At 50.7% G+C, this 24,274-nt stretch carries 23 protein-coding genes; 16 read left to right on the forward strand and 7 right to left on the reverse strand.

What is annotated here, in order from left to right:
• Positions 1 to 385: 385 nt before the first annotated feature.
• Positions 386 to 1,849, reverse strand: coding sequence for a PLP-dependent aminotransferase family protein (locus tag ACQY8X_RS05500; protein WP_428034145.1), 1,464 nt, complete (start codon positions 1,847 to 1,849; stop codon positions 386 to 388).
• A gap of 111 nt (positions 1,850 to 1,960) precedes the next feature.
• Between ACQY8X_RS05500 and ACQY8X_RS05505 the strand changes: the two genes are divergently transcribed.
• Positions 1,961 to 2,737: an aldolase gene (locus tag ACQY8X_RS05505; protein WP_428034146.1), complete on the forward strand. Its 777-nt coding sequence runs from the start codon at positions 1,961 to 1,963 to the stop codon at positions 2,735 to 2,737.
• Positions 2,738 to 2,746: 9 nt separating this feature from the next.
• A complete protein-coding gene (locus tag ACQY8X_RS05510) occupies positions 2,747 to 3,625 on the forward strand; it encodes a dihydrodipicolinate synthase family protein (protein WP_428034147.1) in 879 nt (292 codons plus the stop codon).
• 125 nt (positions 3,626 to 3,750) lie between these two features.
• Here the strand turns inward: ACQY8X_RS05510 and ACQY8X_RS05515 are convergent, their stop codons facing one another.
• Together ACQY8X_RS05515 and ACQY8X_RS05520 are read right to left on the reverse strand one after the other, a co-directional pair.
• The gene (locus ACQY8X_RS05515; RefSeq protein ID WP_428034148.1) at positions 3,751 to 4,662 is read right to left on the reverse strand and encodes a dienelactone hydrolase family protein; all 912 of its coding nucleotides are present in this window, start codon (positions 4,660 to 4,662) and stop codon (positions 3,751 to 3,753) included.
• 130 nt (positions 4,663 to 4,792) lie between these two features.
• Positions 4,793 to 5,674, reverse strand: coding sequence for a DMT family transporter (locus ACQY8X_RS05520; protein ID WP_428034149.1), 882 nt, complete (start codon positions 5,672 to 5,674; stop codon positions 4,793 to 4,795).
• 313 nt (positions 5,675 to 5,987) lie between these two features.
• Here ACQY8X_RS05520 and ACQY8X_RS05525 point away from each other — a divergent pair, with 313 nt between their 5' ends.
• The 4 genes from ACQY8X_RS05525 (at position 5,988) to ACQY8X_RS05540 (ending at position 9,943) form a co-directional block, all read left to right on the forward strand.
• Positions 5,988 to 7,439 (forward strand): TrkH family potassium uptake protein, encoded by a 1,452-nt coding sequence (locus ACQY8X_RS05525; protein WP_428034150.1) that lies wholly within the window; start codon positions 5,988 to 5,990, stop codon positions 7,437 to 7,439.
• 7 nt (positions 7,440 to 7,446) lie between these two features.
• The gene (locus ACQY8X_RS05530; RefSeq protein ID WP_428034151.1) at positions 7,447 to 8,949 is read left to right on the forward strand and encodes a sensor histidine kinase; all 1,503 of its coding nucleotides are present in this window, start codon (positions 7,447 to 7,449) and stop codon (positions 8,947 to 8,949) included.
• Positions 8,927 to 9,622 (forward strand): response regulator, encoded by a 696-nt coding sequence (locus ACQY8X_RS05535; RefSeq protein ID WP_428034152.1) that lies wholly within the window; start codon positions 8,927 to 8,929, stop codon positions 9,620 to 9,622. Before ACQY8X_RS05530 ends, ACQY8X_RS05535 begins: the two co-directional genes overlap by 23 nt.
• 81 nt (positions 9,623 to 9,703) lie before the next feature.
• Entirely contained in the window at positions 9,704 to 9,943 is a 240-nt protein-coding gene (locus ACQY8X_RS05540) for a hypothetical protein (RefSeq protein ID WP_428034153.1), read from the forward strand.
• A 423-nt stretch (positions 9,944 to 10,366) separates the two neighbouring features.
• Here the strand turns inward: ACQY8X_RS05540 and ACQY8X_RS05545 are convergent, their stop codons facing one another.
• Both ACQY8X_RS05545 and ACQY8X_RS05550 read right to left on the reverse strand, forming a co-directional pair.
• Positions 10,367 to 11,305, reverse strand: coding sequence for a glycosyltransferase family 2 protein (locus ACQY8X_RS05545; RefSeq protein ID WP_428034154.1), 939 nt, complete (start codon positions 11,303 to 11,305; stop codon positions 10,367 to 10,369).
• 22 nt (positions 11,306 to 11,327) lie between these two features.
• Positions 11,328 to 12,284, reverse strand: coding sequence for an NAD-dependent epimerase/dehydratase family protein (locus tag ACQY8X_RS05550; protein ID WP_428034155.1), 957 nt, complete (start codon positions 12,282 to 12,284; stop codon positions 11,328 to 11,330).
• A 233-nt stretch (positions 12,285 to 12,517) separates the two neighbouring features.
• Between ACQY8X_RS05550 and umuD the strand changes: the two genes are divergently transcribed.
• The 5 genes from umuD (at position 12,518) to ACQY8X_RS05575 (ending at position 16,079) form a co-directional block, all read left to right on the forward strand.
• Positions 12,518 to 12,955 carry a translesion error-prone DNA polymerase V autoproteolytic subunit gene (gene umuD, locus ACQY8X_RS05555; protein WP_428034156.1) on the forward strand — a complete coding sequence of 146 codons (438 nt, stop codon included), beginning with the start codon at positions 12,518 to 12,520 and terminating at the stop codon, positions 12,953 to 12,955.
• A 7-nt stretch (positions 12,956 to 12,962) separates the two neighbouring features.
• Positions 12,963 to 14,225, forward strand: coding sequence for a translesion error-prone DNA polymerase V subunit UmuC (gene umuC / locus ACQY8X_RS05560; RefSeq protein ID WP_428034157.1), 1,263 nt, complete (start codon positions 12,963 to 12,965; stop codon positions 14,223 to 14,225).
• Between the two features lie 239 nt (positions 14,226 to 14,464).
• On the forward strand, positions 14,465 to 15,154 hold the full coding sequence (locus ACQY8X_RS05565; RefSeq protein WP_428034158.1) for a helix-turn-helix transcriptional regulator: 690 nt from the start codon (positions 14,465 to 14,467) through the stop codon (positions 15,152 to 15,154).
• A gap of 137 nt (positions 15,155 to 15,291) precedes the next feature.
• Entirely contained in the window at positions 15,292 to 15,663 is a 372-nt protein-coding gene (locus ACQY8X_RS05570; protein ID WP_428034159.1) for a VOC family protein, read from the forward strand.
• Complete coding sequence (locus ACQY8X_RS05575) at positions 15,660 to 16,079, forward strand: EVE domain-containing protein (RefSeq protein WP_428034160.1); 420 nt, start codon at positions 15,660 to 15,662, stop codon at positions 16,077 to 16,079. Before ACQY8X_RS05570 ends, ACQY8X_RS05575 begins: the two co-directional genes overlap by 4 nt.
• A 57-nt stretch (positions 16,080 to 16,136) precedes the next feature.
• On the opposite strand, the gene ACQY8X_RS05580 is transcribed toward ACQY8X_RS05575, so the two are convergent.
• The gene (locus ACQY8X_RS05580; protein WP_428034161.1) at positions 16,137 to 17,084 is read right to left on the reverse strand and encodes a PLP-dependent cysteine synthase family protein; all 948 of its coding nucleotides are present in this window, start codon (positions 17,082 to 17,084) and stop codon (positions 16,137 to 16,139) included.
• A gap of 619 nt (positions 17,085 to 17,703) precedes the next feature.
• Here ACQY8X_RS05580 and ACQY8X_RS05585 point away from each other — a divergent pair.
• The 4 genes from ACQY8X_RS05585 to ACQY8X_RS05600 all read left to right on the forward strand — a co-directional run bounded on the left by ACQY8X_RS05585 (position 17,704) and on the right by ACQY8X_RS05600 (position 22,458).
• On the forward strand, positions 17,704 to 18,681 hold the full coding sequence (locus ACQY8X_RS05585) for a helix-turn-helix domain-containing protein (RefSeq protein ID WP_428034162.1): 978 nt from the start codon (positions 17,704 to 17,706) through the stop codon (positions 18,679 to 18,681).
• 68 nt (positions 18,682 to 18,749) lie between these two features.
• Entirely contained in the window at positions 18,750 to 19,676 is a 927-nt protein-coding gene (locus ACQY8X_RS05590; RefSeq protein WP_428034163.1) for a SphA family protein, read from the forward strand.
• Positions 19,677 to 19,688: 12 nt separating this feature from the next.
• Entirely contained in the window at positions 19,689 to 20,912 is a 1,224-nt protein-coding gene (locus tag ACQY8X_RS05595) for an MFS transporter (protein ID WP_428034164.1), read from the forward strand.
• Between the two features lie 109 nt (positions 20,913 to 21,021).
• Positions 21,022 to 22,458 carry an amidase gene (locus tag ACQY8X_RS05600; RefSeq protein ID WP_428034165.1) on the forward strand — a complete coding sequence of 479 codons (1,437 nt, stop codon included), beginning with the start codon at positions 21,022 to 21,024 and terminating at the stop codon, positions 22,456 to 22,458.
• Between the two features lie 106 nt (positions 22,459 to 22,564).
• On the opposite strand, the gene ACQY8X_RS05605 is transcribed toward ACQY8X_RS05600, so the two are convergent.
• Positions 22,565 to 23,230: a glutathione S-transferase gene (locus tag ACQY8X_RS05605; protein ID WP_428034166.1), complete on the reverse strand. Its 666-nt coding sequence runs from the start codon at positions 23,228 to 23,230 to the stop codon at positions 22,565 to 22,567.
• Between the two features lie 120 nt (positions 23,231 to 23,350).
• Here ACQY8X_RS05605 and ACQY8X_RS05610 point away from each other — a divergent pair.
• Positions 23,351 to 24,274: site-2 protease family protein (locus ACQY8X_RS05610; protein ID WP_428034167.1), on the forward strand; the 924-nt coding region annotated here is incomplete at its 3' end.

The raw sequence follows: 24,274 nt of genomic DNA on the forward strand, positions 1-24,274 counted from the left end.
GAGGACGCAGTCAAACACATACCATGAACAGCGTTGTTGCAGAGCGTAAAGACGGAGATATTAGCTTCATGCTGTTTACTCAGAGAATAACTCAGGCCCTGGCTGCATCAAGTAAGACCTGGAAACCGGAGCAGCTCCCGATAGATTGTTTTTTGATCATCACAGTCACATCCTCAGATTATTCTACTGTAGCGGTATAACCCAACTGATGCCAGCCGGCGGAGCAGCTGTTTTCGGGCGGTAAATCCGGACATCCTGATTGACTCAGTCTCCTGCATTTTATGGCTGCTGACTATACCGCAGTTGTCCGCTGGATTGCTATTAGCAAAAAGCAGACATTAATCGCTTCAGGCCCGGTATCTGCTAAGCTGAGTCATGCTCCGGATCAGCCATCTGAGAGTGTTTCAGATAACTGTTCGACTGAGCGGCTGATCTCATCGGTATTCAGGGCGCCGAATCCAAACCGCAGATGCGTCGATACAATATCGTCATCGGTGTACAGGGTACTCAGGGTTGAGTCTTTACCGGGTAAGCCCGTTAACTTTTTGCCCTTGGTAAGCTTAGAGATATCTACCCAGATAGCCATACCGCCTGTCGGAAGAGTAAACGTCACCTTGTCACCAAACACCCGCAGAAACTCTGCGGCGGCGAAGTTTCTCCTCAACTCATACTGCTTTCTGGTTTTGCGGATATGACGCCTGACCTCCCCTGATTCCATCAGCGTCGCCAGCACGATTTCAGATAATGTGTTGCCCTGCCTGTCAATCAGTACAACCTCTTGTGCCACTCTTTCTATAAACTGAATATCTGCAGCAATGTAGCCAAGCCTCAGTCCCGGGGCAAACACCTTTGACATCGAGCCTATATGTACGACGTTCTCCGAATTAGGCAGACTGGCAAGCGGCGGAATAGGATTCGTCTCATAGTGAAATTCATGGTCATAATCGTCCTCCAGTACCGCAAAGCGGAACTCTTTGGACAGCTCTAACAGAGCCAGCCGCCTCTCCATAGGTAAGCAGACGGTGGTTGGATATTGATGGTGGGGGGTTACATAGAGGGCGGCAACCGGATGTTCCGCTAAGAGCTGCCGCAGATGGTTTATGTCCAGCCCCTGGTGATCCAGCCTGCACTTCAGCACCTTAAAACCATTCGACTCAAAGGCGGCTTTCGCGGGTAGATAGCAGAGATCTTCCATGATGATGGCGCCCTTGTTCGGGTCCAGCACCCTGGAGGCGAGGTAAATACCCATCTGACTGCCCCTGACGATGCAAATCTCTGCGGCAGAGCAATTCATAAACCGGTCACCGCATAACATTTTCGCCACCGAACTGCGTAGTTCGACAGTGCCTCTGGGGTCGCCATATCCCAGTTTTGAACGACGGCTAAGATCGACACACACCCGCCGGTAGGTTCTGGCGAGTAACTCATACGGAATCAGCCGGGAGTCCGGGGTGCCGTCATTGGTCACCTGTATTTCGCTAAAAGAACTGACAGCATCCTGATAGAGGGTTTCAACCAGTTCGGAGGTTGGTCTGGTCTTCTGAGTGCTGTTTACCAGACGTTTATCGGAGGCAGACAGACCCTGCTCTGGCAGGGTCTCAGAAACAAATGTGCCAGACCTGTAGCGCGAGACCAGCCACCCCTGGACTTCCAGTTCTTCGTACACCTGCTGGACTGTTTTTCGATTAATCCCCAGTTGTTTTGCTAACGAACGGGTTCCGGGAAGCAGGCTGCCAGGTGCTATACGCCCCTCTTTGATATCAGTCGTCAGTTTGTTCAGGAGCTTGGAATGCAGGGTTTTGCCAGAAGGCTCTTCCAGCCAGAACTGCATATCCCATGGTCTTAACATCCCCTTCCCCTCTTTCTGGACCAGTAAAGCTATTAAAACTGGATCTTATTTAAGGTCCAGTTTAGCGATACCTTTCTCCCATTGTCAAAGTAAAGACTAAGGAGAAAACCATTGAAGACAGCGACCCGGACAAAAAAGGAGCTGATGCGGAACGCTCAAAGCGATATGCACCGGCACATTCAGGATATAGATCTGAGCGATCGTGAAAAACTCGCGCTGACCTGTCGCATCCTGTTCGATAAAGGCCATGATTCCGGCCTGGCCGGACAGATCACCTGCAGGAGTGACCATCCAGATACCTTTCTGACGCAGCGGTTTGGTTTGGGCTTTGACGAAATTACCGCCCAGAACCTGATCGCTGTCGACCAGGATCTGAAACCGCTGAACGGTGAAGGTATGGCCAATCCAGCCAACCGTTTTCATACCTGGATCTATCATGAGCACCCGGAGGTTAACTGCATCATTCATACACACCCGACCTATGTTGCTGCCCTGTCCATGCTGGAGGTGCCATTAGTTATTTCACAAATGGACACCTGTGGTTTGTACAACGATTGCTCTTTTGTGCCGGACTGGCCGGGCGTGCCTGTTGGCAATGAAGAAGGCACGTTAATTTCTGCGGCACTGGGGAGTAACCGCGCAGTATTTCTCGCTCATCATGGCCAGCTTGTCACCGGCCGCACTATCGAAGAAGCGTGCAACCTGGCCATTCTGATTGAGCGGGCGGCAAAACTTCAGTTATTGGCTATGGCTGCGGGTGAGGTCAGACCACTGCCTCATGAGCTGGCTCAGGAGGCGCATGACTGGGTCTCTACAGATAAACGAAACAAGGTCAATTTTGCCTACTACGTCAGGCAGGCCCTGAAACACCACAACGACTGTATATGAGGAAAATGTATGAACTTATCAGGCATTATTGGTTATCCGGTTACGCCATTTAACCATGACAACAAAAGCGTTGATCTCGACAAGCTGGGTGTCGTCATCGATATTTTACTCGAAGCCCTGGTCGATGGCATCGCTGCCTTAGGCAGTGCCGGTGAAGCGGCCTATCTGAGCGAAGCGGAATGGCAGCAGGTTGCCGACTATACCGTGAAGCATGTTGCCGGAAAGGTGCCTGTTGTTATCGGCATTGCCGAACTTACAACGGAACAGGCGGTAACATACGCCAGACATGCTCACAGTATCGGGGCAGACATGATCATGCTCTCCCCCTTCTCTTACTATAAGCTGAGTGAGGATGAGATCTTTCGGCACTACGAAACCGTCTCAAACGCCACGCCGTTGCCGATCATGATCTACAACAACCCCGCAACCTGCGGTGTTGATATGTCGCCGGAATTCATGCTGAGCATGGTCGCGAATATCCCCAACGCGTGCATGATCAAGGAAAGCACCGGCGATATACAGCGCATGCATAAAATCTTCACGCTGTCTGATGGTAAGGTGCCCTTTTTTAACGGCTGTAATCACATGGCACTGGAAGCACTCAATGCGGGAGCAAGCGGTTGGTGTACGGCAGCCCCCTGCCTGATTGGTGATCAGCCAAAGCAGCTGTTTGAGGCGGTTAAAGAGGGTAAAAATGAAACAGCCCGTGAACTGTTTTATCAGCAGTATGCCTTTCTTGAGTTTATCGTGACTTCGGGGCTGGCTGCGGCGGTTAAATCCGGACTTGCCCTTCAGGGCGTTAGTGTGGGAGCCCCCCGAAGACCACTGTTACCCTTAGGTGAGCCTGCACAGAAACGCCTTAACGCTATGTTGACGGATCTGACTTAAGCAAACATCGCGGAAAAAAGCAGGAAAGGTTTGCGGTTTTCACTTATGCGAGATTGCAGGCCTTTTCTGTGATCTCTTAAAGCCCCTGGAGTCAGGGGCTTACGCTATTTTCGACCGTTATTCTTTTAACTCAGATGCTGTTTAAAAAACTCCAGCGTTCTGCTCCAGGCCAGTTCCGCACTTTTTTCATCATAGCGGGCTGTCGAATCGTTATGGAAACCGTGGTTTACATCGGGGTAGAAGAACGCAGTGTAATCGGTTTTTGCCGCTTTCAGCGCCGCTTCATACTCCGGCCAGTAACCATTAACCCGCTTATCCAGACCGGCAAAATGCAGTTGCAGCGGAGCTTTGATATCAGCCACAGGGTTTTGTGGCGGGGTGCCGTAAAATGGTGCGGCAGCATCAATAATATCCGGCAGCATCGCCGCCATCTGATTGGTCAGATAACCACCAAAACAGAAGCCCACCATCCCCAGCTTTTCGGTCGTCAGCGGATGTGCTTTCAGCATCCGGGCTGCCCCGGCGAAATCCCCCTCAATTTTATTGCGCTCCAGGGTTTTCTGCATCGCCCGGCCGTCATCATCATTACCGGGATAGCCGCCTAACGGATACAACGCATCGGGGGCAAACGCGACGAAGCCGGCTTTTGCCAGACGCCGGGCAACATCTTCGATATAGGGGTTCAGCCCACGATTTTCATGAGCCACCAGTACCGCCGGTGCTGGATTCTCTGCACTCACGCCCGCGGGTACAACCAGATACCCCCGCCCTTTTCCATGCCCTTCCGGGGCAGCAAACTCCAGATAACTGGCTTTAATATCCGGATCGTTGAACGACACCTGCTCGGCCAGTGCGTAATCAGGAATAAGCACCCCCGATAGCGTGCTCAGTGTCAGCCCGGCAATCCCCAGAGTGGCCAGGCGCTTCAGGAAGGTGCGCCGATCAATATCGCCATGGGCATACTCGTCATACCAGTCGAAGGCTTCCTGAGGAATATTAATCTTGGCGAGAGAGTCGTTATCGCTGCAGTTATTCATGTTGCCTCCTGATCGTGATGCGACCTGCTATTTTCTGATGCTCACTTTACTTAAGGAGCACAGAGCTGTTTAGGCACTATAGACCACGCAGAAAAAAACAAAACGCTCGGGGCTTTATCTTGTTGGTTTTTTAACTGCGGCCAACGATGACTCGCTTTAAGCGACGGCTATAGAGAATGTAGGTACCACTGACAACGATCACTAAGGTGCCCGACAGGGTCATCAGATCCGGTTGTTCATCAAAAATAACCACCCCCAGAATCAGTGCAAAGATCACCCGGGAGTAACGAAACGGGGCGACCACAGAGACCGCGCCGGAGCGCATTGCAATCGTCAGCGCGTTATATGCAATCACTCCAAACAGGATAGCCCCGGCTATCTTTAACGCCGAGTCAGCGTCGATGGCAAACGCGTTATCTTCAAACAGAGAGAGACATCCACCTGAGGCTATCAGCACCAGAAAACCATAGAAACCCAGTTGAAAATTGGAGAGTCTTGGTGACGCCGCCCGGGTAGCAAGATCCCGACCGGCAAAGCCCAGAGTGCTGGCCACCGCAAACAGTGAAGCGGGATTAAAGTCACCAGGGCCGGGTCTGACAATCATCAGTACGCCAACAAAGCCTGCAAATATTGCTATCCAGTGCGCTGCGGAGATCTTTTCATTCATATATATCGCGGCACCCAACACCACCACCAACGGGGTTGCCTGCAATATGGCTGAGGCGCTGGAGAGTGGCATTAAGATGATGGCAAGGGCAAAAAATGAGCGGCCGACAATTTCACAAATAACCCGAACCAGCATCGCTTTACTGAGAATATCCGGCGGCACCGTAGACTCGCCTCTGGATTTCATCAGGCCGAGGAATACCAACGCACCGCCTATACCAAACGCAAGCACCGCATATCCAAGCGGCACAACCTCAACGGCACTTTTTATGAACATATCCTCCAGCGAAAATGCCGCCATCGCCAGGAGCATAAAGAGGCACCCTTTCATATTTGCGCCACTCATATTTGCAGCAGAGTCCTGGTAGCTTCTCATTGAATCTTTTTACCTGATGTATAAGGATTGGGTTGTTATATCTGTAAGAGTACTGGCAGGATGAGAGTGCCTGTGTCCACAGTGGCTATGTCATCATAGGCTAAATCAAACGCCTGTCATGATACAGGGCTAGATTATTAAATCCAGGTAGGGACAGAATCTCACTCTGACCGTTTTTATAGACTTTTTTACGGAAATTTTACGCCTCTATGCATATTTGGCATCGAATATTTACAGCGTTCCAGCCGATAATCAGATCATGGATTTTTGAGGTGACACCGCAATGATTAAGCTCTTTCGCCCGGTTTTATACGTCTGCGGGGTATTGTCATTGATCATGGCCGCGCTGATGCTGATACCGGCGGGCTATGCTTTTCTAATCAGCCATGACCCGGAGCTGGTTCCGTTTCTGCTGTCTGCCGGACTCAGTACGATGCTGGGTATTCTTCTGATTCTGCTGTTCAGGGCCTCATCTTTCACCCTCACGTCACGACAACTCTACCTGTTAACCACGAGTAGCTGGATGCTGTTGTCATTTCTGGGCGCGCTGCCGCTGATGCTCTGCCACCATCCGCTGTCACTCTCTGACGCCGTGTTTGAGTCGGTCTCGGGTATTACCACCACCGGTTCTACGGTGCTGAGTGGTTTGCAGGATCTGCCCCCCAGTCTGTTGTTGTGGCGCTCACTGTTGCAATGGCTCGGCGGACTGGGGGTTATCGGAATGGCGGTAACGATTCTGCCCTTCCTGCGCATCGGTGGTATGCGCCTGTTCCAGACAGAGTCATCAGACTGGGCCGAAAAGTCCCTGCCCCGTTTTCATGAACTGGCCAGAACCCTGCTATTCAGCTATCTGCTGATTACAACCCTCTGTGCTCTGAGTTACTGGGCTGCGGGAATGAACACTTTCGATGCGATCAATCATGCACTTACCACGGTGTCCACCGGCGGCTATGCCACCGATGACCGCTCCATGGGGCGGTTTGGTCCGATGATTCTCTGGGTTTCTGTGTTCTTTATGTTATTGGGTGGTCTGCCGTTTACGCTGTTTATTCGTTTTCTGGTCAACCCCTCCTTCAAGAGTCTGCAGGATCAACAGGTTAAGGGGTTTTTAGCCATCGTTGCGGGCCTGGTGCTTATTCTGACCGCGCAACTAATGATTACCGGCAGCATGCCGTTTTTCGACGCCCTGACCCATACTGCGTTTAATGTGACTTCGGTGATTACAACCACCGGTTATGCATCGTCAGACTATACCCTGTGGGGCGAGTTCAGCATCGCGATGTTTTTTATTGTTACCTTTATCGGCGGCTGTTCCGGGTCTACCGCCGGGGGGATGAAAATATTCCGTTTTCAGCTCTCATTCTCCTTCCTGGCGGATCAGTTCCGTAAGCTGGTTCACCCCCGCGGCGTATTTGCCATTCATTACAACGGCAAGCTAGTGCACGATGACATCATCTTTTCGGCGGTGGCGTTCTCCTTTATGTTCTTCCTTACCCTGGCCATCACTACATTGTTGCTGACGGCCATTGGCGTTGATTTTGTCACCAGTTTTACCGGAGCAGCCACGGCCCTGACTAATGTCGGCCCGGGACTGGGGGATATTATTGGCCCGGCGGGCAGTTTTAAGCCGCTGCCCGACCTGGCTAAATGGATCCTCTCTTTTGCTATGATCCTGGGACGCCTGGAGCTGCTCACCGTTATAGTGCTATTCTCACCAGTTTTCTGGAAAGGATAATTAAATCATGGGATTAGCAAATATTCGTGAACGTTATTTGCCCTGGGTTCTACCCTGGCTGGCACCGCTGGTGGTAACACTGATCGCCTGGTTTCTCTCACCGGTTCTGCCCAAAGCCAATTTTGCCATGATCTATCTGGCCGGAGTGCTGCTGACCGCCGTGACGACGCGGGTTAAACCGGCACTGATCTGCGCCCTGCTGAGCTTCCTGGCCTACAACTTCTTTCACACCGAACCTCATTTCACCTTTCTCATGGTGCACCGGGAAGATATTCTCACTGTCAGCCTGCTGGTTCTGGTGGCTGTAGTCACCGGACATCTGGCAGCACGTTTACGGGAGAAAGTGATCGCGCTGGAGGATAGCAGCCGCTGGAATCAGCAACAGATGTTGTTGGCGCAGGAGCTGTTTACCTGCATTAACTGCCCCTCTGTGATTAAAGCACTGGCCCAGCATCTGACTCATAGTTTTGCTTTTGTCTGTCAGAAATATATTCAGGGCAACGAAGCGCTGGCCGGGCTTATTGCTGAGTATCAACTTGAATCCCCTGATATCGCACATACCCCTGCAGAGGTCGTTATTCGCGAAGATGAAACGCAACTGCTGCTCGCGTTTAACAGCCACGGCAGCTGTATGGGCCTGCTTAAAGTCACGCTCACCTCGCCGCTGACCCCCTGGCAGCGCTTTGGGCTGGATGGCTTTATCGGGCTTGCACGGCTGGCCTGGAGCCGAGTCGTGGTCAGCCAGACGTTGCAGCAGGAGGTTACGGTTAAAGAGCGGGAGCAGCTGCGCTCAGCGTTGCTCTCCTCCATATCCCATGACTTGCGTACCCCGCTGGCAACCATGATTGGCTCGGTTTCCAGCCTGATTGAGCTGAAGGAAGCTTTAGACCCGTCTCAGCAGGATGAGCTATTACACAATACTCTCAGTGAAGCTCAACGGTTAAATCGCTATATCCAGAAGCTGCTCGACATGACCCGCCTAGGGCATGGTGAACTGACACTGGACCGCGATTGGGTGGGGCTTGATGATATTCTCAGTGTGGTTATCAAACGTAGCAAGCCGCTACTGCAGGAAGTCAGCGTGAATATCAACCTGCCACCCGAGATGCCGCTACTCTATGTGCATCCGGCGCTGATTGAACAGGCGCTGTTTAACGTGTTGGAAAATGCGATCCGTTTTGCGCCTCAGGGTAGCGCGATCACGGTCAGCGCATTTACTGCAGATAGCCAACTGCACATCGACATACATGACGAGGGCCCGGGGATACCTCTGGAATCCTGGGACAGTATCTTTGATATGTTTTTTACCATGGCACACGGTGATCAGTATCCGGCAGGCACCGGGCTGGGGCTGGCAATCTGTCAGGGCATTCTTGGGGCACATGGTGGCAGTGCTGCGGTGCATGAAAGCGGCCCGGCCTTTGGAACCACTCTGAGGCTATCCCTGCCTCTTTCTGAAACTCAACTACCCTCAAAGAGCGACGAAGATGACACGTATACTGGTAATTGATGACGAGCCACAAATTCGACGCTTCCTGAATATCAGCCTCAGTTCGCAGGGCTACGCTATTCTTGAAGCAGAGGATGGCGCTAAAGGCCTTAAAGCGGCAGCACTGGACGCACCGGATATGATTATTCTCGATCTGGGACTGCCCGATATGGATGGTCAGGAGGTATTAAAAAGCCTCCGCGACTTTTTTAAAGGGCCGGTCATTGTGCTCTCGGTACGTGACAGCGAGCGGGAAAAAGTGATGGCTCTCGATAGCGGCTGCAACGACTATGTTGAAAAACCCTTTGGCGTCAATGAGCTGTTGGCACGGATTCGGGCGGTGCTGCGCACATTCTCCGGCATTGAGGTGCCACCCACCGGCTATAATGATGGTCGCCTTGTAGTCGATCTGCTCAATCGCAAAGTCACGCTCAATCAGGAAGATGTGCATCTCTCGAAAAAAGAGTTCGAACTGCTGCAGATGCTGATCAGTTACCCGGGCCGTATTCTCACCCAGCAGCATCTGCTGAAAGAGATCTGGGGCGCCCACCATACCAAGGATACCCACTACCTGCGTATTTTTATCGGACGGTTGCGGAGTAAACTGGAGGATGACCCTACCAGCCCCCACTATATTGAAACCGAGGCAGGGGTTGGTTACCGCTTCATCGGCATAGAAAAACCGCCGCTGTAGAGCAGCAAAACAGGTAAAGACACTGCTGGTAAAAAGAAAACATGACTCCTGACTGTATAACGGTATGCCAGGGAGAATCCGATGAAACAGAACTCCATCGTTACAGTGAATGAGATGAGATTGCTGGAAAAAGTGCGACATGGTGATTTTGATAACGTCTCTCTTATGCCATCTGAATTGCAGCCTTTAGTAACCAAAGGCCTGATTGAAACGGTCAGATCGACCATGCTCCCCATCATGCTAACCCGCTATCGTTACCGTCTTACACCTGTTGGTGAAAGAGCACTTTCAACAAGCGCTCAACAACGTAAAAAGCGTTAATAATTCAGCACACTCTGAAAGTCCGCCACTCTATTTCAGGCGTTAAACTATCGAGGATTAAAACAGACAAAATGCTGCATAACACCTGCCTTGATGCTATCTATTACTCATTAATAAACAGATAGATACATTAATATCCAATAAATCATATTAACTCTTGATAGCTTTTGTTTATTGGGTATTTCGGGGGGGTATACTACCCTCGTTTCCTGCTTATATTCCTCTGAGATCTGCCGCTACACATTAACGTCCAACCTACGATAAAGAGCAGATATCAGCCACACTGGGTGATCAACAGGAACTGAATATTTCTGAAAAATGAGGGGCTGCTCATAATTTACCGGCTGCGAAAATTAACCTAGCAAAGGCAGATATTGTTAGCTTAGGCTAACTACACGAAATGCTGAGCTGATTTTATATTCCTTATATTTTTCCCATAATAGTCTTAATTTGTTTTTTGTACTTCCAGCGCTTAAACAGATTTAAGTTGGGTTGTTGCAGGCGCACCTTAGGATCATTAAACACGCCTGCATATCGTCTTAGCATGGCGTATGGTTTATTGCCGGTGGCCGCTTCATCTACAAACTGGTCGGCCCATGTTCGTCCAATGGGCGGCTTGTTTCCGTATTTAAAACGATCGTAATATTCAGCTTTTAAGCGCTCCCTGATCATTCTGTCTTTATAGACACGATCACTACTCTGATGCACACCTGCATAGTGGTTCCCCCCATGAATACGGTATCTCATCAGGGGTTCTGGAAGGCAAAATTTACGATGCAATGCAAGTGAACTGGCAAGGCATAGTGCATTATCGGCACTAATCTTCCAATCACTGACAAATGGCAGCGGAAATATCTGATGTGCCGCTTTTGCCCGAATAGACATTACTGATGTTGGTTCGCCAATACTGATTTCTCTGGCCAATACCAACAGATTACTAAACCCTAAGTCAGTTAGTTCGGTCATGTTAAATGGGTATACAACCTCCTCCTCCAAGCCAAACTTTTCGAGTCCGGTATAGAGAAAATCGCACTCAGGTATAGCGCTGTATACCTCATAGATCTTTTGCAGATAATCTGGTTTGTACAGGTCATCTGCATCAAGGAAGGTCATAACCTCCCCTGTAGCATTTTTTACCCCGGCATTAAAAGCGGCAGCCTGCCCCCCATTTTCCTGAATGACTGCACGAATTCTCGGGTCTTTTTCCGCAATCGCTTTAATAATTGAATGAGAGTCGTCGGTTGAACCATCATCGACAATAATAAGTTCCCATTTTGTATATGTCTGAGATAGCACCGAATTAACTGCCTCAATCAAAAAATGTCCGTAGTTGTAATTATTTATAAGTACTGATATCAACATAGCATTTCTTGCCCGGCAAAAATTACGACACTTCTCTGGTCTGAATTTGACACTTCATGAAGTAATCAATAGTTTTGAGCAAACCTCCCTCCAGGTCAGTACATGGCATCCAATCGAGTAGCTCTTTAGCTTTGCTGATATCGGCTTTTCGTTGCTTAGGGTCTGCTTCAGGCAAGGGATAGTACTCAATCTCTTCCGGCCGCCCCAGCAGTCGCTGAATAACACCTGCTATTTCTGAAACCGTCAGCTCATTATCATGACCGATATTTATTACGTTAATAGGACCGCAATCACGCTCCATATATTTCATCAGGCCTTTAACAGTGTCTGATACATAGCAGAGAGAGCGGGTTTGCGAACCATCTCCATAAATGGTTAGTGGCTTTCCGTTCAATGCCTGGTTTATGAAGTTAGAAATAATGCGCCCATCTTCAGGGCACATTCCCGGTCCATAAGTGTTAAATATTCTAGCTATTTTAACCTCCACTCTATCGCTGTATTCATAGCAAAGAGTTTCCGCGATCCTTTTTCCTTCATCGTAACAAGCACGAGGCGTGAGTGTTGATACATTACCAAAATAACCCTCTGCCTGAGGGTGTACTAAGGGGTCTCCATAGACTTCAGATGTTGAGCTGAATAACAGGGGCGCCCCGCACTTCATGGCAAAATTCAAGACGTTTTTGGTTCCGATATAGCAAGTATCAAGCGTTTGTATCGAGTTTTTCTGGTATTGAGGGGGTGATGCAAGACAGGCAAGATGGTAGATCTTGTCCTGGTTTTTAAGCAATGAAAAGTCAAAATCACAGATGTCAGCTTCAATGAAATTTATATCAGGACAATCACTAATATTCGTTATACGTCCGGATAATAAATTATCGATAACCGTTATTTCACAATCAAAATTATTTACTAGATTATGGATAAGATTGCTTCCTATAAAGCCCGCTCCTCCGGTAACCAGAACCCTCTCTTTTGGCACGCATTCCTCTCCATTAGTCCGCTAAACAGCAGCAGTCTACCATAGCTCTCAAAAGAAACGATTATGGCATAACTGTCAATCCTGCTTTCTTTACAAAGCCAGGTGCAGAGCATGTACTATAAATACATATTACGTATTGTGTATTTTTAATCCTGAAAAGCTATATTTGCTTTACTCAGTGGTAATTCGCCACTACTATACTGTTTATATATACAGTAGAGCATCTTTTTGCTATGACTATTACCTTACTGGGGCGCTATCTGTCCCCCGCTTCATCTGTTGCGCTACCGCTGTTTATGCACTCAGTGACGGCCGGATTTCCTTCGCCTGCGCAGGATTATATTGACAGAACTCTGGATCTGAATGAGCTTTGCATTCGCCATCCGGCGGCAACCTACTTTGTCCGCGCCGAGGGCGACTCAATGCAGGGAGTTGGCATTTTTTCCGGTGATATTCTGGTGGTTGACCGGTCACTGAAAGCGGTGGATGGCGATATTGTGATCGCCTGCGTTAATGGTGAGTTTACCGTCAAAGAGCTGCGCACCCGCCCTGCACTGCAGTTACTGGCGCACAATCCTGCTTACACTCCAATCCATTTTGGCCCGGAGAGTACGCTGGAGCTGTTTGGTGTTGTAACCACCGTGATCCACTCTGTGCGACAGCGAGGCTAGTTATCCGGTGTTTGCCCTGGTCGACTGCAATAACTTCTACGCCAGTTGTGAGCGACTGTTCCGGCCTGATCTGGAGGGGCGTCCCATTGTGGTGCTCTCTAATAATGATGGTTGTGTCGTGGCCCGAAGCGCTGAAGCGAAACGACTGGGGATTAAAATGGCGGTACCGCTGTTTCAGGTGCAGGAACAGATCGACCGGGAAAATATGGCGGTATTCTCCTCCAACTATGCACTTTATGGTGATATCTCGGCCCGGGTAATGAGCGTTCTGGAGCAAGAAGCGCCCGCAGTAGAGATCTATTCAATTGACGAAGCATTCCTTGATCTGAGCGGACTGGAAGCCAATTTCTCGCTGCTGGAATACGGATTACAGTTAAAGCAGCGGGTCTATCAATATACCGGCATCCATGTCTCAGTGGGGATCGCGCCAACCAAAACCCTGGCAAAGCTGGCTAATCATGCCGCCAAACAGTATTCAGCCACGCAGGGAGTGGTGGATCTGAGCGAGCCGCAACGACAACGCAAACTATTGAAGCTGATGCCGCTACGGGAGGTCTGGGGCGTAGGAAGGCGCTTATCACGCCGCCTTGAGCAGCAAGGGATCAGCACCGCGCTGGCGCTGGCAGATTGCTCTCCCTCCTGGGTTCGTAATCACTACTCGGTCACTCTGGAGCGGACTGTGCGGGAACTCAATGGGCTGCCCTGCATGGAACTGGAAGCGTGTCCGCCACCCCGTCAGCAGATTCTCTGCAGTCGCTCATTTGCTCACCGCATATCCGCGTTTAACGATATGCGCTCGGCCATCGCCCAATATTCGGCGCAGGCCGCAGCCAAACTACGGCAACAAAACAGCCTGGCCAGAGTAGTAACGGTGTTTATCCGCACCAACCCCCATAGTCAGCATGAGGGGTTCTACAGCAACAGTGCCAGTCGCATTCTGAGTGTCCCCAGTGCGGACTCCCGGCGACTGACCGCCACGGCACTCAGCTTACTGCAGTCGATCTGGCAGCCGGGCCATCGCTATATGAAAGCCGGTATTATGCTGTCTGATCTCTACCTGCCAGGGCACTTTCAGCCCTCTCTGTTTGATGCGCCGGAATCACCTGCTGCGATGCGGCTGATGCAGGCTGTCGACAATATTAACCGTAGCGGTCGGGGTCAGGTTCGCTTTGCCGGAGAGATGCTCAGCAGTGGCTGGCAGATGCAGCGCAACAAACTATCCCCGGCCTATACAACCCGCTGGAATCAGCTGCCGATCGTCAGGGCTTAGCGTACAGCCTGATCAGATGGATACAATAAAATAAATACAATAGTTATTTATAAACAATAAAATAAACTACTTACCTAATGTAAATTAGAGATTAAATATTCCGTCATAACCGGTATCTAGCGAGCTGTTTATCCCTGTTTCTGTGAATAACTAAAAGCACGTAATAAAACCAACACTGTCATTTTCTGTCAGTATATCGCTATACTGACAAACTCTGTTTTTTGAATAGGACCCACCCCGTGTCACGCTCTCAACGCTTACTCAAACTGATCCATCTGTTACGCAGTTATCGCTATCCTGCACCCGGTTATCAGCTGGCTGAAACCCTGGGGATCAGTCTGCGGACACTCTATCGCGATATCGCCAGTTTGCAGCAACAGGGAGCCAGTATTGAGGGGGAGCCAGGACTGGGTTATGTGCTGAAACCCGGCTTTATGCTCCCTCCCCTGATGTTTACCGAAGAAGAGTTGGAAGCATTGGTTCTGGGCTCCCGCTGGGTGGCAAGTCGTACCGATTCTGACCTGAGTGACAGCGCCCGGAGTGCGCTGGTAAAAATAGCGTCAGTACTGCCGAAGGATCTGCAACATGCACTGGATGAAAATACGCTGTTTATCGGTTCGTCAAAAGAACCTGCGGCTAAGCCTCCAGAATTTCCGCAGATTCGCCAGGCAATCCGCGCAGAACAGAAAATCACTATTCGTTATCTTGATCTTAAAGAACAGCAATCAACCCGGACAATCTGGCCATTTGCACTGGGTTATTTCGATAATCTTCAGGTGCTAGCCGGATGGTGCGAGCTGCGTCAGAGCTTCCGTCATTTCCGGATCGATAGAATTTTACAGCTGGAGGTGCATGAAGAGCACTATCCCCGCCGTCGCCGACAATTACTCAATGAGTGGCGTAAAGCAGAAAACATCCCTTCGCAATAAGCGCATCACAAAAAGCGTGTTAAAAAAGTATCTGCTTCAAAAACACTGCTGACAAAAACTGACAGTACGCTTCTATATCCTATAGATGTCGGGTGCCAAAAGCCCCCCACTCTGTTTAATTACACAAGGATATTGTCATGCCAGATAGCAACTTTATTATCTTATATGTCGAAAGCCCATCCCGTAGTGTTGAGTTTTATAGCGCACTGCTGGAAAAATCCCCGGTAGAACATTCACCTCTCTTTGCCATGTTTGTGTTAGATAGCGGCATGAAGTTTGGTCTGTGGCAGCAACAGGACGTACAACCTGCCATAGAGACGCTGGGTGTCAGCGGAGAGATCGCCTTTCCACTGCCCGACAAGGCCGCCGTCGGCAACACCTACAGTGACTGGAAAGATCGCGGGCTAAGGATGATACAGGAGCCGACAGCCATGGAATTCGGCTATACCTTTGTTGCCCTGGACCCGGATGGCAACCGCCTCAGAGTTTTCTCCCCTGCTGCATCATGAGTCGTAACTGGATTGCCGTGGCCTCAGCAGATCATGTCCGAACGGGACGCTCAGGTGGGTTTATGCAGGTCTGCCACGGCAAAGCGGCTCCGTTAAAACGGATCAGGCCGGGGGATTCTGTGGTTTATTATTCACCTGCCGAGGCAATGGGCAGTAAAACCAGGCTACAGGCGTTTACCGCTATCGGGGTCGTTAAACCGGGAGAGCCCTATCAGGTTGATATGGGCGCTGGGTTTCAGCCATTTCGACGGGATGTCTGCTGGTTTGATGCCCGGGAGATATCTATTCTGCCGTTATTGGCGCAGCTGGAGTTCTCTGCGGGTAAGAAAAACTGGGGCTACCCATTCCGCTTTGGACTGTTTCAGATAAGTGATCATGATATGCAGATAATCACCTCTGCCATGATGCCTGAATAGGTGGGAAAACAGGTCAGGCTCTGTGTCGGGAGCCTGACGTACTCGATAGAGAGGGGCTTAACTTTCACCAAAAAGTGAGCCCGCCATATATTTTAGTCCGGTGTCGCAGGCAACCGTTACAACGGTTTTCCCCGGACCAAGCTCACCTGCCAGCGCTATAGCGGCGACAACATTTATCCCCGCTGAGGTTCCGACGAGCAACCCCTCCTCCTGCGCCAGTCGCCGACACATTTTGCGCGCGTCCTCTTCCGCAATTCCGCGGGCTTCGTCATATAGCGTTTTATCAAGTAATGGTGGGATAAAACCGACGCCGGTTCCTTCTACATGATGCTCACCCGCATAGCCTTTTGAAATAATCGGTGAGGAGGCCGGCTCAAGGACTACAATCTGAGTGTGTGCATCGGCGTCTTTAAGAATACGGGCGACGCCCATCACCATGCCCGCCACACCAACAGCACCACAGAAAGCAGCAATACCCTTTGGAAATTGCTGAAGCAGCTCAGTACCGATCTGTTCATAACCCAACAGAGCATCACGATTATTAAATTGATCAGTCAGATAGCAATGTCCCTCCTTTTCAATCTCATGCATCCGTCGAATCATAGATGGAATCAGATCGGCGTGAATTTTACCCGAAGGACTGGTGATGATATGAACCGTTGCACCAAACGCCTGCATCGTTTTTAGCTTTTCTTGCGCGAAAGCATCAGAGGTGACCACCTGAAATGGATAACCCTTTACTGAACAGACAAACGCAAGAGATGACCCGGTACTGCCACCACTCGCCTCGACAACAGACATGCCTGGCTTTAGCGTACCCCGCTTTTCAGCTTCTTCTATCAGGGTTTTTGCCATGCGATCTTTGTACGATCCGGTTGGATTGAAATATTCCAATTTCAGGTACACATCAGCAGAGCCGTCAGGTACAACCCGGTTGAGTTTCACCACCGGAGTATTGCCTATGGCATCAAGAGCATTATTTACAGGCTGGGGTGGGATGCGCATAGTAAACCTCACTTATGAACTGGCCGGGGCAGCAATAACAGCAATCGACTGAATTACACGGGATAAAAGATGCGTTCAGTCACACTTAAGCATTTAACACGTTCATCAGCTATGTTTGCAAAAAAGAGGCTAGCGGTATTTAGCATTAATTAAAGACCATACATCGTCAGAGCGACATGAAATAACTGCATCAGATGCATAACATACCGGAGTGAATGTACGACTCACTCAGATGTATAAACTGTTTCCGGTTTTAAATACCGGGGCCTGGGGGCTATCAAACCTCAAATATCGGGTCTGAAAGCAGATAGCAGCCTGCCGTAGCCCTGATCTACGCAGTGATCGGTTTTGCCAGACCACTAGACTGACAACTATTTAACATGTTAAATAGAATGCTCGGATGTTATGCAAACCAGGCCATAACGAGCGTTGAAGCATCAATAACATAGCCTGATTGTGGTGTCCGGATAACGTCTCAGAAACGGATATTGTTGTTCATAGTGCGATGGGTGCGTACTAATATCCGTTTTTGGCACAAATTCAATACCCCCTCTCTGGCAGGCATGTTGCTTGCTGATATATCAGAGAGTTCAAATAATAACTAAACAGGGTTACTGGTATGCTTAATAGCCGCAGTTCCGCCGAACACAGGGCGAGCGTTCTTAAGTTTCATCAGACATCTGATATTACCGAGCATGCAGCGGGTATGACCGGCTGGGATGTCCGTTACGATCAGATATCTCCCGGACAGTTTGCCGGAAGCATCACTGAGTTAAGTATCAAAGGGATGCAGTTAGTCAGAGACCAGGCGAACCAGGCGATGGTCAAAAATGGAGCAGCCCAGGCAGGCTCTATTATGTTTAATCTGCCCTTTACCGCGACATTGGATAATGTCTATTGCGATGGGCACGCATTTAACCTGCAGAGTTTACTGGTATCACGTGGGGAGTGCTTGCCAGAGATTAAAACACCATCAAACATTGATGTTATCTGCATCTCTCTGCAGATGAAGCTGTTGCAGGAGTCCCTGCAAAAGCAGAATATTTCCCTCGATCTGACCTCAACTCACTGTTACCAGCTGCCACTGCTTAACAGCCAGATTGAGCTGCTGCATTTTTTAGACTCAGTCATGAACCCGGAGAGTAATACCGCTCTGCTGGAGCACTCCGCGATTCAAAACAGCATCAGAGATACCGTATTACAGTGTCTGCTGGAACTGATTGATAAAGAGAAGGTACAGCACCTGGAACCCCTGGCACGTAAGCGTGTGGTAGACCGGGCCAGGGATTATATGATGGCACGTATTAACGAGCCCCCCTCCATTGTAGAGCTGTGTAACAATGTCGGTGCCAGTCGCCGGAAACTGCAATACTGTTTTCAGGAAACGCTGGGGATTAATCCGGTTGCTTATCTGAGAATCCTGAGACTCAATGCAGTTCACCGTGAGCTGCTCAACCCTTTTTGCACTGAGTTAGTGCATGATATTGCAGTAGAACGAGGCTTTTTGCACCTGAGTCGGTTTGCTAATGACTACAAACAGCTGTTTGGCGAGCTGCCTTCAGAAACATTACGCCGAACCCAATCACAAGTTTGCTGATATCGGATAACAGGTTTTTTTCTCCCTTTGTATTGTGAAAACACAATAAAAAACTTTGGGAGTACATAATGAAAAAAAATAATCATCGATTGATTAGCATTTTAGGGGGTGTTTCGTTACTCACAGCAGCCAGCGTAGCAATAGCCACCGAGAACGGTGCGCCAACTACGGCAATGGGGGTTTACGATTTCGGCGCTGGCTTCATGCCACCTGCCACGCCATCCGGCACACTGGGTTTTCGGACGGCATACTACTCCAGTGATACGTTAAAAGGGGCTAACGGTAAGGACGCTCCGATCGACTTCTCTCTCGACGTACTCAGCCTGAGTCTGGCCTATGTCAGAATGACTGAGCATGAAATTCTGGGCGCGAAGTATGGCTTCAATGTCATTGTGCCGGTTTTCAAGATGGACAACTCAATATCGGTTCCTACTCCGGTGGGTACTTTCTCCGATAGCGCTGATGTCTTTAATATCGCGGACATACAGGTTACACCACTGATTCTGCAATGGAACCTTGCACCCAACCTCGCGATGAACACACAGTTCCAGATTCAGATACCAACCGGCGATTACGATGGCAACAGACTGATCTCTCCGGGGTTAAACCACTGGGCATTCTCACCTATCTATAGTGTGTCCTATATCACCGAAACGGGCCTGGAGCTGTCGTCAAGCTTTGAACTGGATTTCAGCACCCGCAACTCCGATACCGACTATAAAAACGGTATTGAGTATCGTCATGAGTTTGCGGTGGGACAGCACACCGGGCCATGGACTATCGGTGTCGGTGGCTACTTCTATCGCCAGCTTACAGACGATGAAGGCCCCTCTGTGACTGATGGCAACCGGGCGGAGGTCACCGCTTTCGGTCCGGCCCTCAGTTACTTTAAGCCCGGCGCGCCGGTTATCTCCCTGCATGCTTATAAAGAGTTCGATGCGTCTAATCGTGCCGAGGGATATAACCTGGCCTTCCGTATCGCTAAAAGCTTTTAAGAGGAGCTTCCCATGTCTGACACTGTAAATCTATCCAAGGCTCCCGGTAAAGCTGAAGGCTCTCTTCTGGTACTGGGTAGCAGCTTAACCATCATGGGGGCAGTCATGGTTGCCCCCATGCTGCCAAAAATGGGCGCCGAATTCGGGCCTTCCGAACCGCAGGCCGATATGCTGGTGCCACTGGCAGTCACCGGTCCCGCACTGGCCATCGCTATTGTTGCGCCGCTGGCGGGCTGGCTGGCAGATCGGGCAGGACGCAAAAAACTGCTGATCATCGCTACTTTTCTGTACGCTTTGCTGGGCTTCCTGCCTGCGATTCTGAACGACCTGGGCAGCATTGTCTTTTCCCGCTTGCTGTTCGGTTGTGCGGAAGCTGCGATTATGACCTGTTGTACAACGCTCATAGCTGACTACTGGCATGGCGAGAACCGGATGAAGTTCGTTAACTATCAGGTGGTCTCGATCGGGTTGATCGGTTCCATATTCTTCGTCATCGGCGGAGTGCTCGGCGAGAGCTCCTGGCGCACACCGTTCTATCTCTACCTACTGCCACTACTGTTAATCCCGTTCATGATGAAAGTGCTGTGGGAACCGGTTAAAAAAGCCGTGGAAGGTATGTCTCAGGCTTCACTAAGCGACGAAAAAGTGGCCAAACTTCCTCTGTTCATTGGCTATGGCATGATTCTGGGAGGAATGGTGCTGAACTTCATCGTTCCCATTCAAACGCCTACGCTGTTGGTCGAGATGGGGGTTGTCTCCACGACTAAAATCGGTATGTCCGCGGGACTTGGCTTACTGGCAACACTGATCGGCTCACTCTCCTGGCCGTTGCTTCGCGGTACCTTCGGTATTCCCTTCTGTAATTCCATCCTGCTGGTTCTGCTGGCAACAGGCCTCTGGCTTTTGTCCTGTGCAACGACCTACGAGAATGTACTGGTCGCCGTCACCATTCATGGTATCGGTGCGGGACTGCTGGTGCCTAACGTTATGGCCGAGGTGATGCATGCTCTGCCAAAAGCAGTACGTGGCCGGGGTATCGGTGGTTTTACCTCCTGTCTCTATCTGGGCCAGTTCATCAGCCCGATAATTGTCGGTGCCATCATGGCGGCCAGCGCCTCGGATCTGCGCAGTACCATCGTGAAACTTGCCATTGTGAGTTTTGTTGTCGCGGGCATCTGGCTTATCGACAGTCTGTTTATCCGCGGACCACGCGCCAAAGCAGAAGCGGTGACATAAACACGCTTGGTGCACGGATAGATCCGGTGGTTCTGACCTATAGAAACACCAGGCTTTTTATTACTACCGGGCTGGCAGATCAGCCCGGAATGCAAAATAGGTATATTTTATGAAAGAGATTCATCGTCTGGTCGACTCCCACGATGCTACTGACCTGGCAGCGTTGATAAAAGCAGGTGAAATACAAGCATCTGAGCTGCTTGAAGTCTGTATCGAGCGGGTGGAAAAAGTAAATCCTGAACTTAACGCCGTCGCCGAAAAGCTCTATGACGCTGCCCGTAATACACCCCCAGAGGAAGGCCCCTTCTCCGGCATTCCGACCATGGTCAAAGATCTGTTTGCACCGCTCAAAGAAGCCCGCTCTACCAATGGTTCTCTGGCGCTGGGTGAAGCTCGTCTGGGAATTGATGACTCAACAGTCAGCCGCTTGCGAGCGGCCGGTTGCAACTTTATCGGCACCACAACATCACCCGAGTTCGGCGCGTCTTACTCCACTGAATCCCAGCGCTTTGGCGCCACACGTAACCCGTGGAATACCGCACACAGCGCCGGTGGGTCCAGTGGCGGCTCTGCCGCACTGGTTGCCGCCCGGGCGATCCCTTTTGCGCATGGTAATGATGGTGGTGGCTCCATTCGTGTCCCCGCCTCCTGTTGCGGCATTTTCGGTCTGAAGCCGAGCCGGGGTCGTGTCCCAAGTGGGCCTCTGGTAGGTGAAGGCTGGGGAGGGATGGGCTCTGCCCATGCACTGACACTCTCTGTCCGGGACAGCGCAGCACTGCTGGATGTCGTGGCGGGTGAAGATCTTGGCGCACCTTACGCAGCACCGGCACAAGCCGTACCGTTTGCTGATCTGCTTAAGCAACCTGTTCGTCCACTGCGAATTGCACTGGTTGAACAGATCGCCCCCTTTTCAAGCTCTCCTGATGCGTTGAATGCGGTACGCTCCACTGCGGCACTTTGTGAAAGCCTCGGCCATACTGTTACGCCCGCTCAACTGCCAATAGACCTGGAAGCTTTTTTAAACAGTGCCTTCAATGTAATAGGTGCCAGCACCCGCAGCTATCTGGATCTGGTCGGTCAGATGCGGGGCACGCCGGTTACGGACCCGGAACTGGAAGTTAATACCCGAATCATCCTGCGGGAGAAAGGCGGCATCAGCGCAGTTGACTATGTCAAATCGATTGAGATGTTTCATACGCTGGGCCGGGTAATGGCAAACTTCATGCTGGATTATGACGTCATATTGACACCAACACTGACACGGGAACCGCCACTGATCGGAGATCTTGTCATGAAAGATGAGAACGCCAGTCTTGAGGAGTTCATTCATCTGTCTCACAGTTATAGCCCATTCACCGCCCTGTTTAACGCGACGGGACAACCGGCGATGTCAGTACCGTTATACTGGACGCCTGAAGGGCTGCCACTGGGATCGCACTTTGCTGGCCGCTTTGCTGACGAAGCCACACTATTTGCTCTGGCACTGCAGCTGGAACAGGCGCGTCCCTGGGCTCAGAAAATTCCAACAGTCAACGCCTGCCTGTAACCTTTCCGGGAGGAATCTTTGTTGATGCCTCAGATCTTGCCCTGAATACTCTTCAGGGCCTTTTTTATCTCAGCTCAGACCTTTTCAGACGCTTAACCCGTTAAAGCTAATCACCCTGAGGCTGGGGTTTGCTCTGCCACGGCGGAGATTTCTGCATCACCCGGGTAAACAATTCAGAGTTCAGCTGCTGATCCAGCCAGCGCTGCAACGCCGGGTACGGCGCATTGTAAAACCATTCACGATCCACATGAGCAAACTGACGGATAAAGGGGAAGATCGCCATATCTGCCAGACAACACTGCTCGCCCGTCAGACAGGCGTGTTGCAACAGGAGTCGTTCAAGTTTAACCAGAGTCGCCTCACACTGCTGACGGTAATAGTGTTGTGGATGGTCCGGGTAACGTTCAAAGTATTTATAGCGATCCAGGTGCTGTTTAAAGACCGCGTCGTTCTCCTGAATCAATGCCTCGCCCTGCCATAGCCGATCAGGATCATCAGCGCAGAGCCAGTTATCCGGATCATTCAAGCGTAACGCCCAGCGCATAATATCCCGGCTCTCATCAATCACCTGCCCCTCTTTTGCAGACGGAGCGGGCAACACTAAAACCGGCACGGTCCCTTTTGGCGAAGCCTGCAACATTTCGGCGGGCTTATCTTTCAACGCCACTTCGCGCAGCTCAACAGAAATTCCGCTAGCCGCAATCGCCAACCGGGCACGAATGGCATAAGGGCAACGGCGGAAAGAATAAAGAATAGGAAGGTTAGGTGTCATAACGGTAATGGATAGCCAATAGCAAAAAACGCAGTCTACCTGCCTGGCAGAAGAAGTCACTTTAAACTGCCATCAACTTATGCAACCATTCCCGCCGATATCTTTTTATGGGAAGCGGTAGTGGAATTACTTAATCTGGATTGTCAGGGACATAACCTGCGTCTTGAAGGCTCAATGGCAGGTTGGCAACTGTTGTACTGGAACAACACCGCGGTTTCCCGGCGGGATGCTGACGGCGATTTTGACGGTATCTCTGAACACTGGTTTGAGCTACAAAACGCGCAGGGAGAAACCCTGATCTGTCGCTTGGAGACAGTTGTTCACTGGGATCCGGTTAAAGTCAGCTACCGCTTCTATATGGGAGAACAGCTGGTAATCAGCGGCGAGCATGGCCGCGAAGCGATGGAAAGACAGGTGCCACAGACGCCGATACGTCAGGAAAAACGCGCATTCAGTATTGTCGGGCTGGGTGCACTGGGCCTGAAACTGCTGAAAAGTGCCAAGGTGATCAAGGTGGTAATGGCCGGCGCCAGTCTGGCAGCCTACTCCTGGTTTTTCTCCCTGCCCTTTGCCCTGGCACTATTGTTCTGCCTGGTCGTCCATGAGTATGGCCATATCCGGGCGATGAAACACTTCGGCATGAAGACCAAAGGGATCTATCTGATCCCCTTTGTTGGTGGCCTGGCCCTGAGTGATGCCCGTATCAATACCCGCTGGCAGGATGTCTGTATCTCGCTGATGGGGCCGTTTTTCGGGCTGGGCTTATCTCTGCTCAGCCTGCTAGCTTACTGGGTGACCGGTTCCATGTTCTTTGCCGGACTCAGTGCATTCAATGCCCTGCTGAACCTGTTTAACCTGCTGCCGATCCTGCCGCTGGATGGCGGACATGTGCTGAAAAGCATCGCCTTCTCGATGAACTCAGGCAAGACCCTGATGAGCGCCGCGCCATCTCCGCCGGTGACGTACTCGAACGGGGACGCCGCCCCGGCGAGGGAAACCTTGGCCGGGGACGGGGAGAGCGATGCCAGCGTCGCGGCCGTGAGC

The organism is Amphritea sp. (assembly GCF_050300915.1).
Classification (GTDB): Bacteria; Pseudomonadota; Gammaproteobacteria; order Pseudomonadales; family Balneatricaceae; genus Amphritea.

What these genes read in the sequence shown, in the direction of transcription:
- ACQY8X_RS05500 (WP_428034145.1), bottom strand. Translation starts at nt 1,849, where the DNA reads ATGTTAAGACCATGGGATATGCAGTTCTGGCTGGAAGAGCCTTCTGGC.
- ACQY8X_RS05510 (WP_428034147.1), top strand. Translation starts at nt 2,747, where the DNA reads ATGAACTTATCAGGCATTATTGGTTATCCGGTTACGCCATTTAACCAT.
- ACQY8X_RS05515 (WP_428034148.1), bottom strand. Translation starts at nt 4,662, where the DNA reads ATGAATAACTGCAGCGATAACGACTCTCTCGCCAAGATTAATATTCCT.
- ACQY8X_RS05520 (WP_428034149.1), bottom strand. Translation starts at nt 5,674, where the DNA reads ATGAGTGGCGCAAATATGAAAGGGTGCCTCTTTATGCTCCTGGCGATG.
- ACQY8X_RS05525 (WP_428034150.1), top strand. Translation starts at nt 5,988, where the DNA reads ATGATTAAGCTCTTTCGCCCGGTTTTATACGTCTGCGGGGTATTGTCA.
- ACQY8X_RS05530 (WP_428034151.1), top strand. Translation starts at nt 7,447, where the DNA reads ATGGGATTAGCAAATATTCGTGAACGTTATTTGCCCTGGGTTCTACCC.
- ACQY8X_RS05535 (WP_428034152.1), top strand. Translation starts at nt 8,927, where the DNA reads ATGACACGTATACTGGTAATTGATGACGAGCCACAAATTCGACGCTTC.
- ACQY8X_RS05540 (WP_428034153.1), top strand. Translation starts at nt 9,704, where the DNA reads ATGAAACAGAACTCCATCGTTACAGTGAATGAGATGAGATTGCTGGAA.
- ACQY8X_RS05545 (WP_428034154.1), bottom strand. Translation starts at nt 11,305, where the DNA reads ATGTTGATATCAGTACTTATAAATAATTACAACTACGGACATTTTTTG.
- umuD (WP_428034156.1), top strand. Translation starts at nt 12,518, where the DNA reads ATGACTATTACCTTACTGGGGCGCTATCTGTCCCCCGCTTCATCTGTT.
- ACQY8X_RS05570 (WP_428034159.1), top strand. Translation starts at nt 15,292, where the DNA reads ATGCCAGATAGCAACTTTATTATCTTATATGTCGAAAGCCCATCCCGT.
- ACQY8X_RS05575 (WP_428034160.1), top strand. Translation starts at nt 15,660, where the DNA reads ATGAGTCGTAACTGGATTGCCGTGGCCTCAGCAGATCATGTCCGAACG.
- ACQY8X_RS05580 (WP_428034161.1), bottom strand. Translation starts at nt 17,084, where the DNA reads ATGCGCATCCCACCCCAGCCTGTAAATAATGCTCTTGATGCCATAGGC.
- ACQY8X_RS05585 (WP_428034162.1), top strand. Translation starts at nt 17,704, where the DNA reads ATGCTTAATAGCCGCAGTTCCGCCGAACACAGGGCGAGCGTTCTTAAG.
- ACQY8X_RS05590 (WP_428034163.1), top strand. Translation starts at nt 18,750, where the DNA reads ATGAAAAAAAATAATCATCGATTGATTAGCATTTTAGGGGGTGTTTCG.
- ACQY8X_RS05595 (WP_428034164.1), top strand. Translation starts at nt 19,689, where the DNA reads ATGTCTGACACTGTAAATCTATCCAAGGCTCCCGGTAAAGCTGAAGGC.
- ACQY8X_RS05600 (WP_428034165.1), top strand. Translation starts at nt 21,022, where the DNA reads ATGAAAGAGATTCATCGTCTGGTCGACTCCCACGATGCTACTGACCTG.
- ACQY8X_RS05605 (WP_428034166.1), bottom strand. Translation starts at nt 23,230, where the DNA reads ATGACACCTAACCTTCCTATTCTTTATTCTTTCCGCCGTTGCCCTTAT.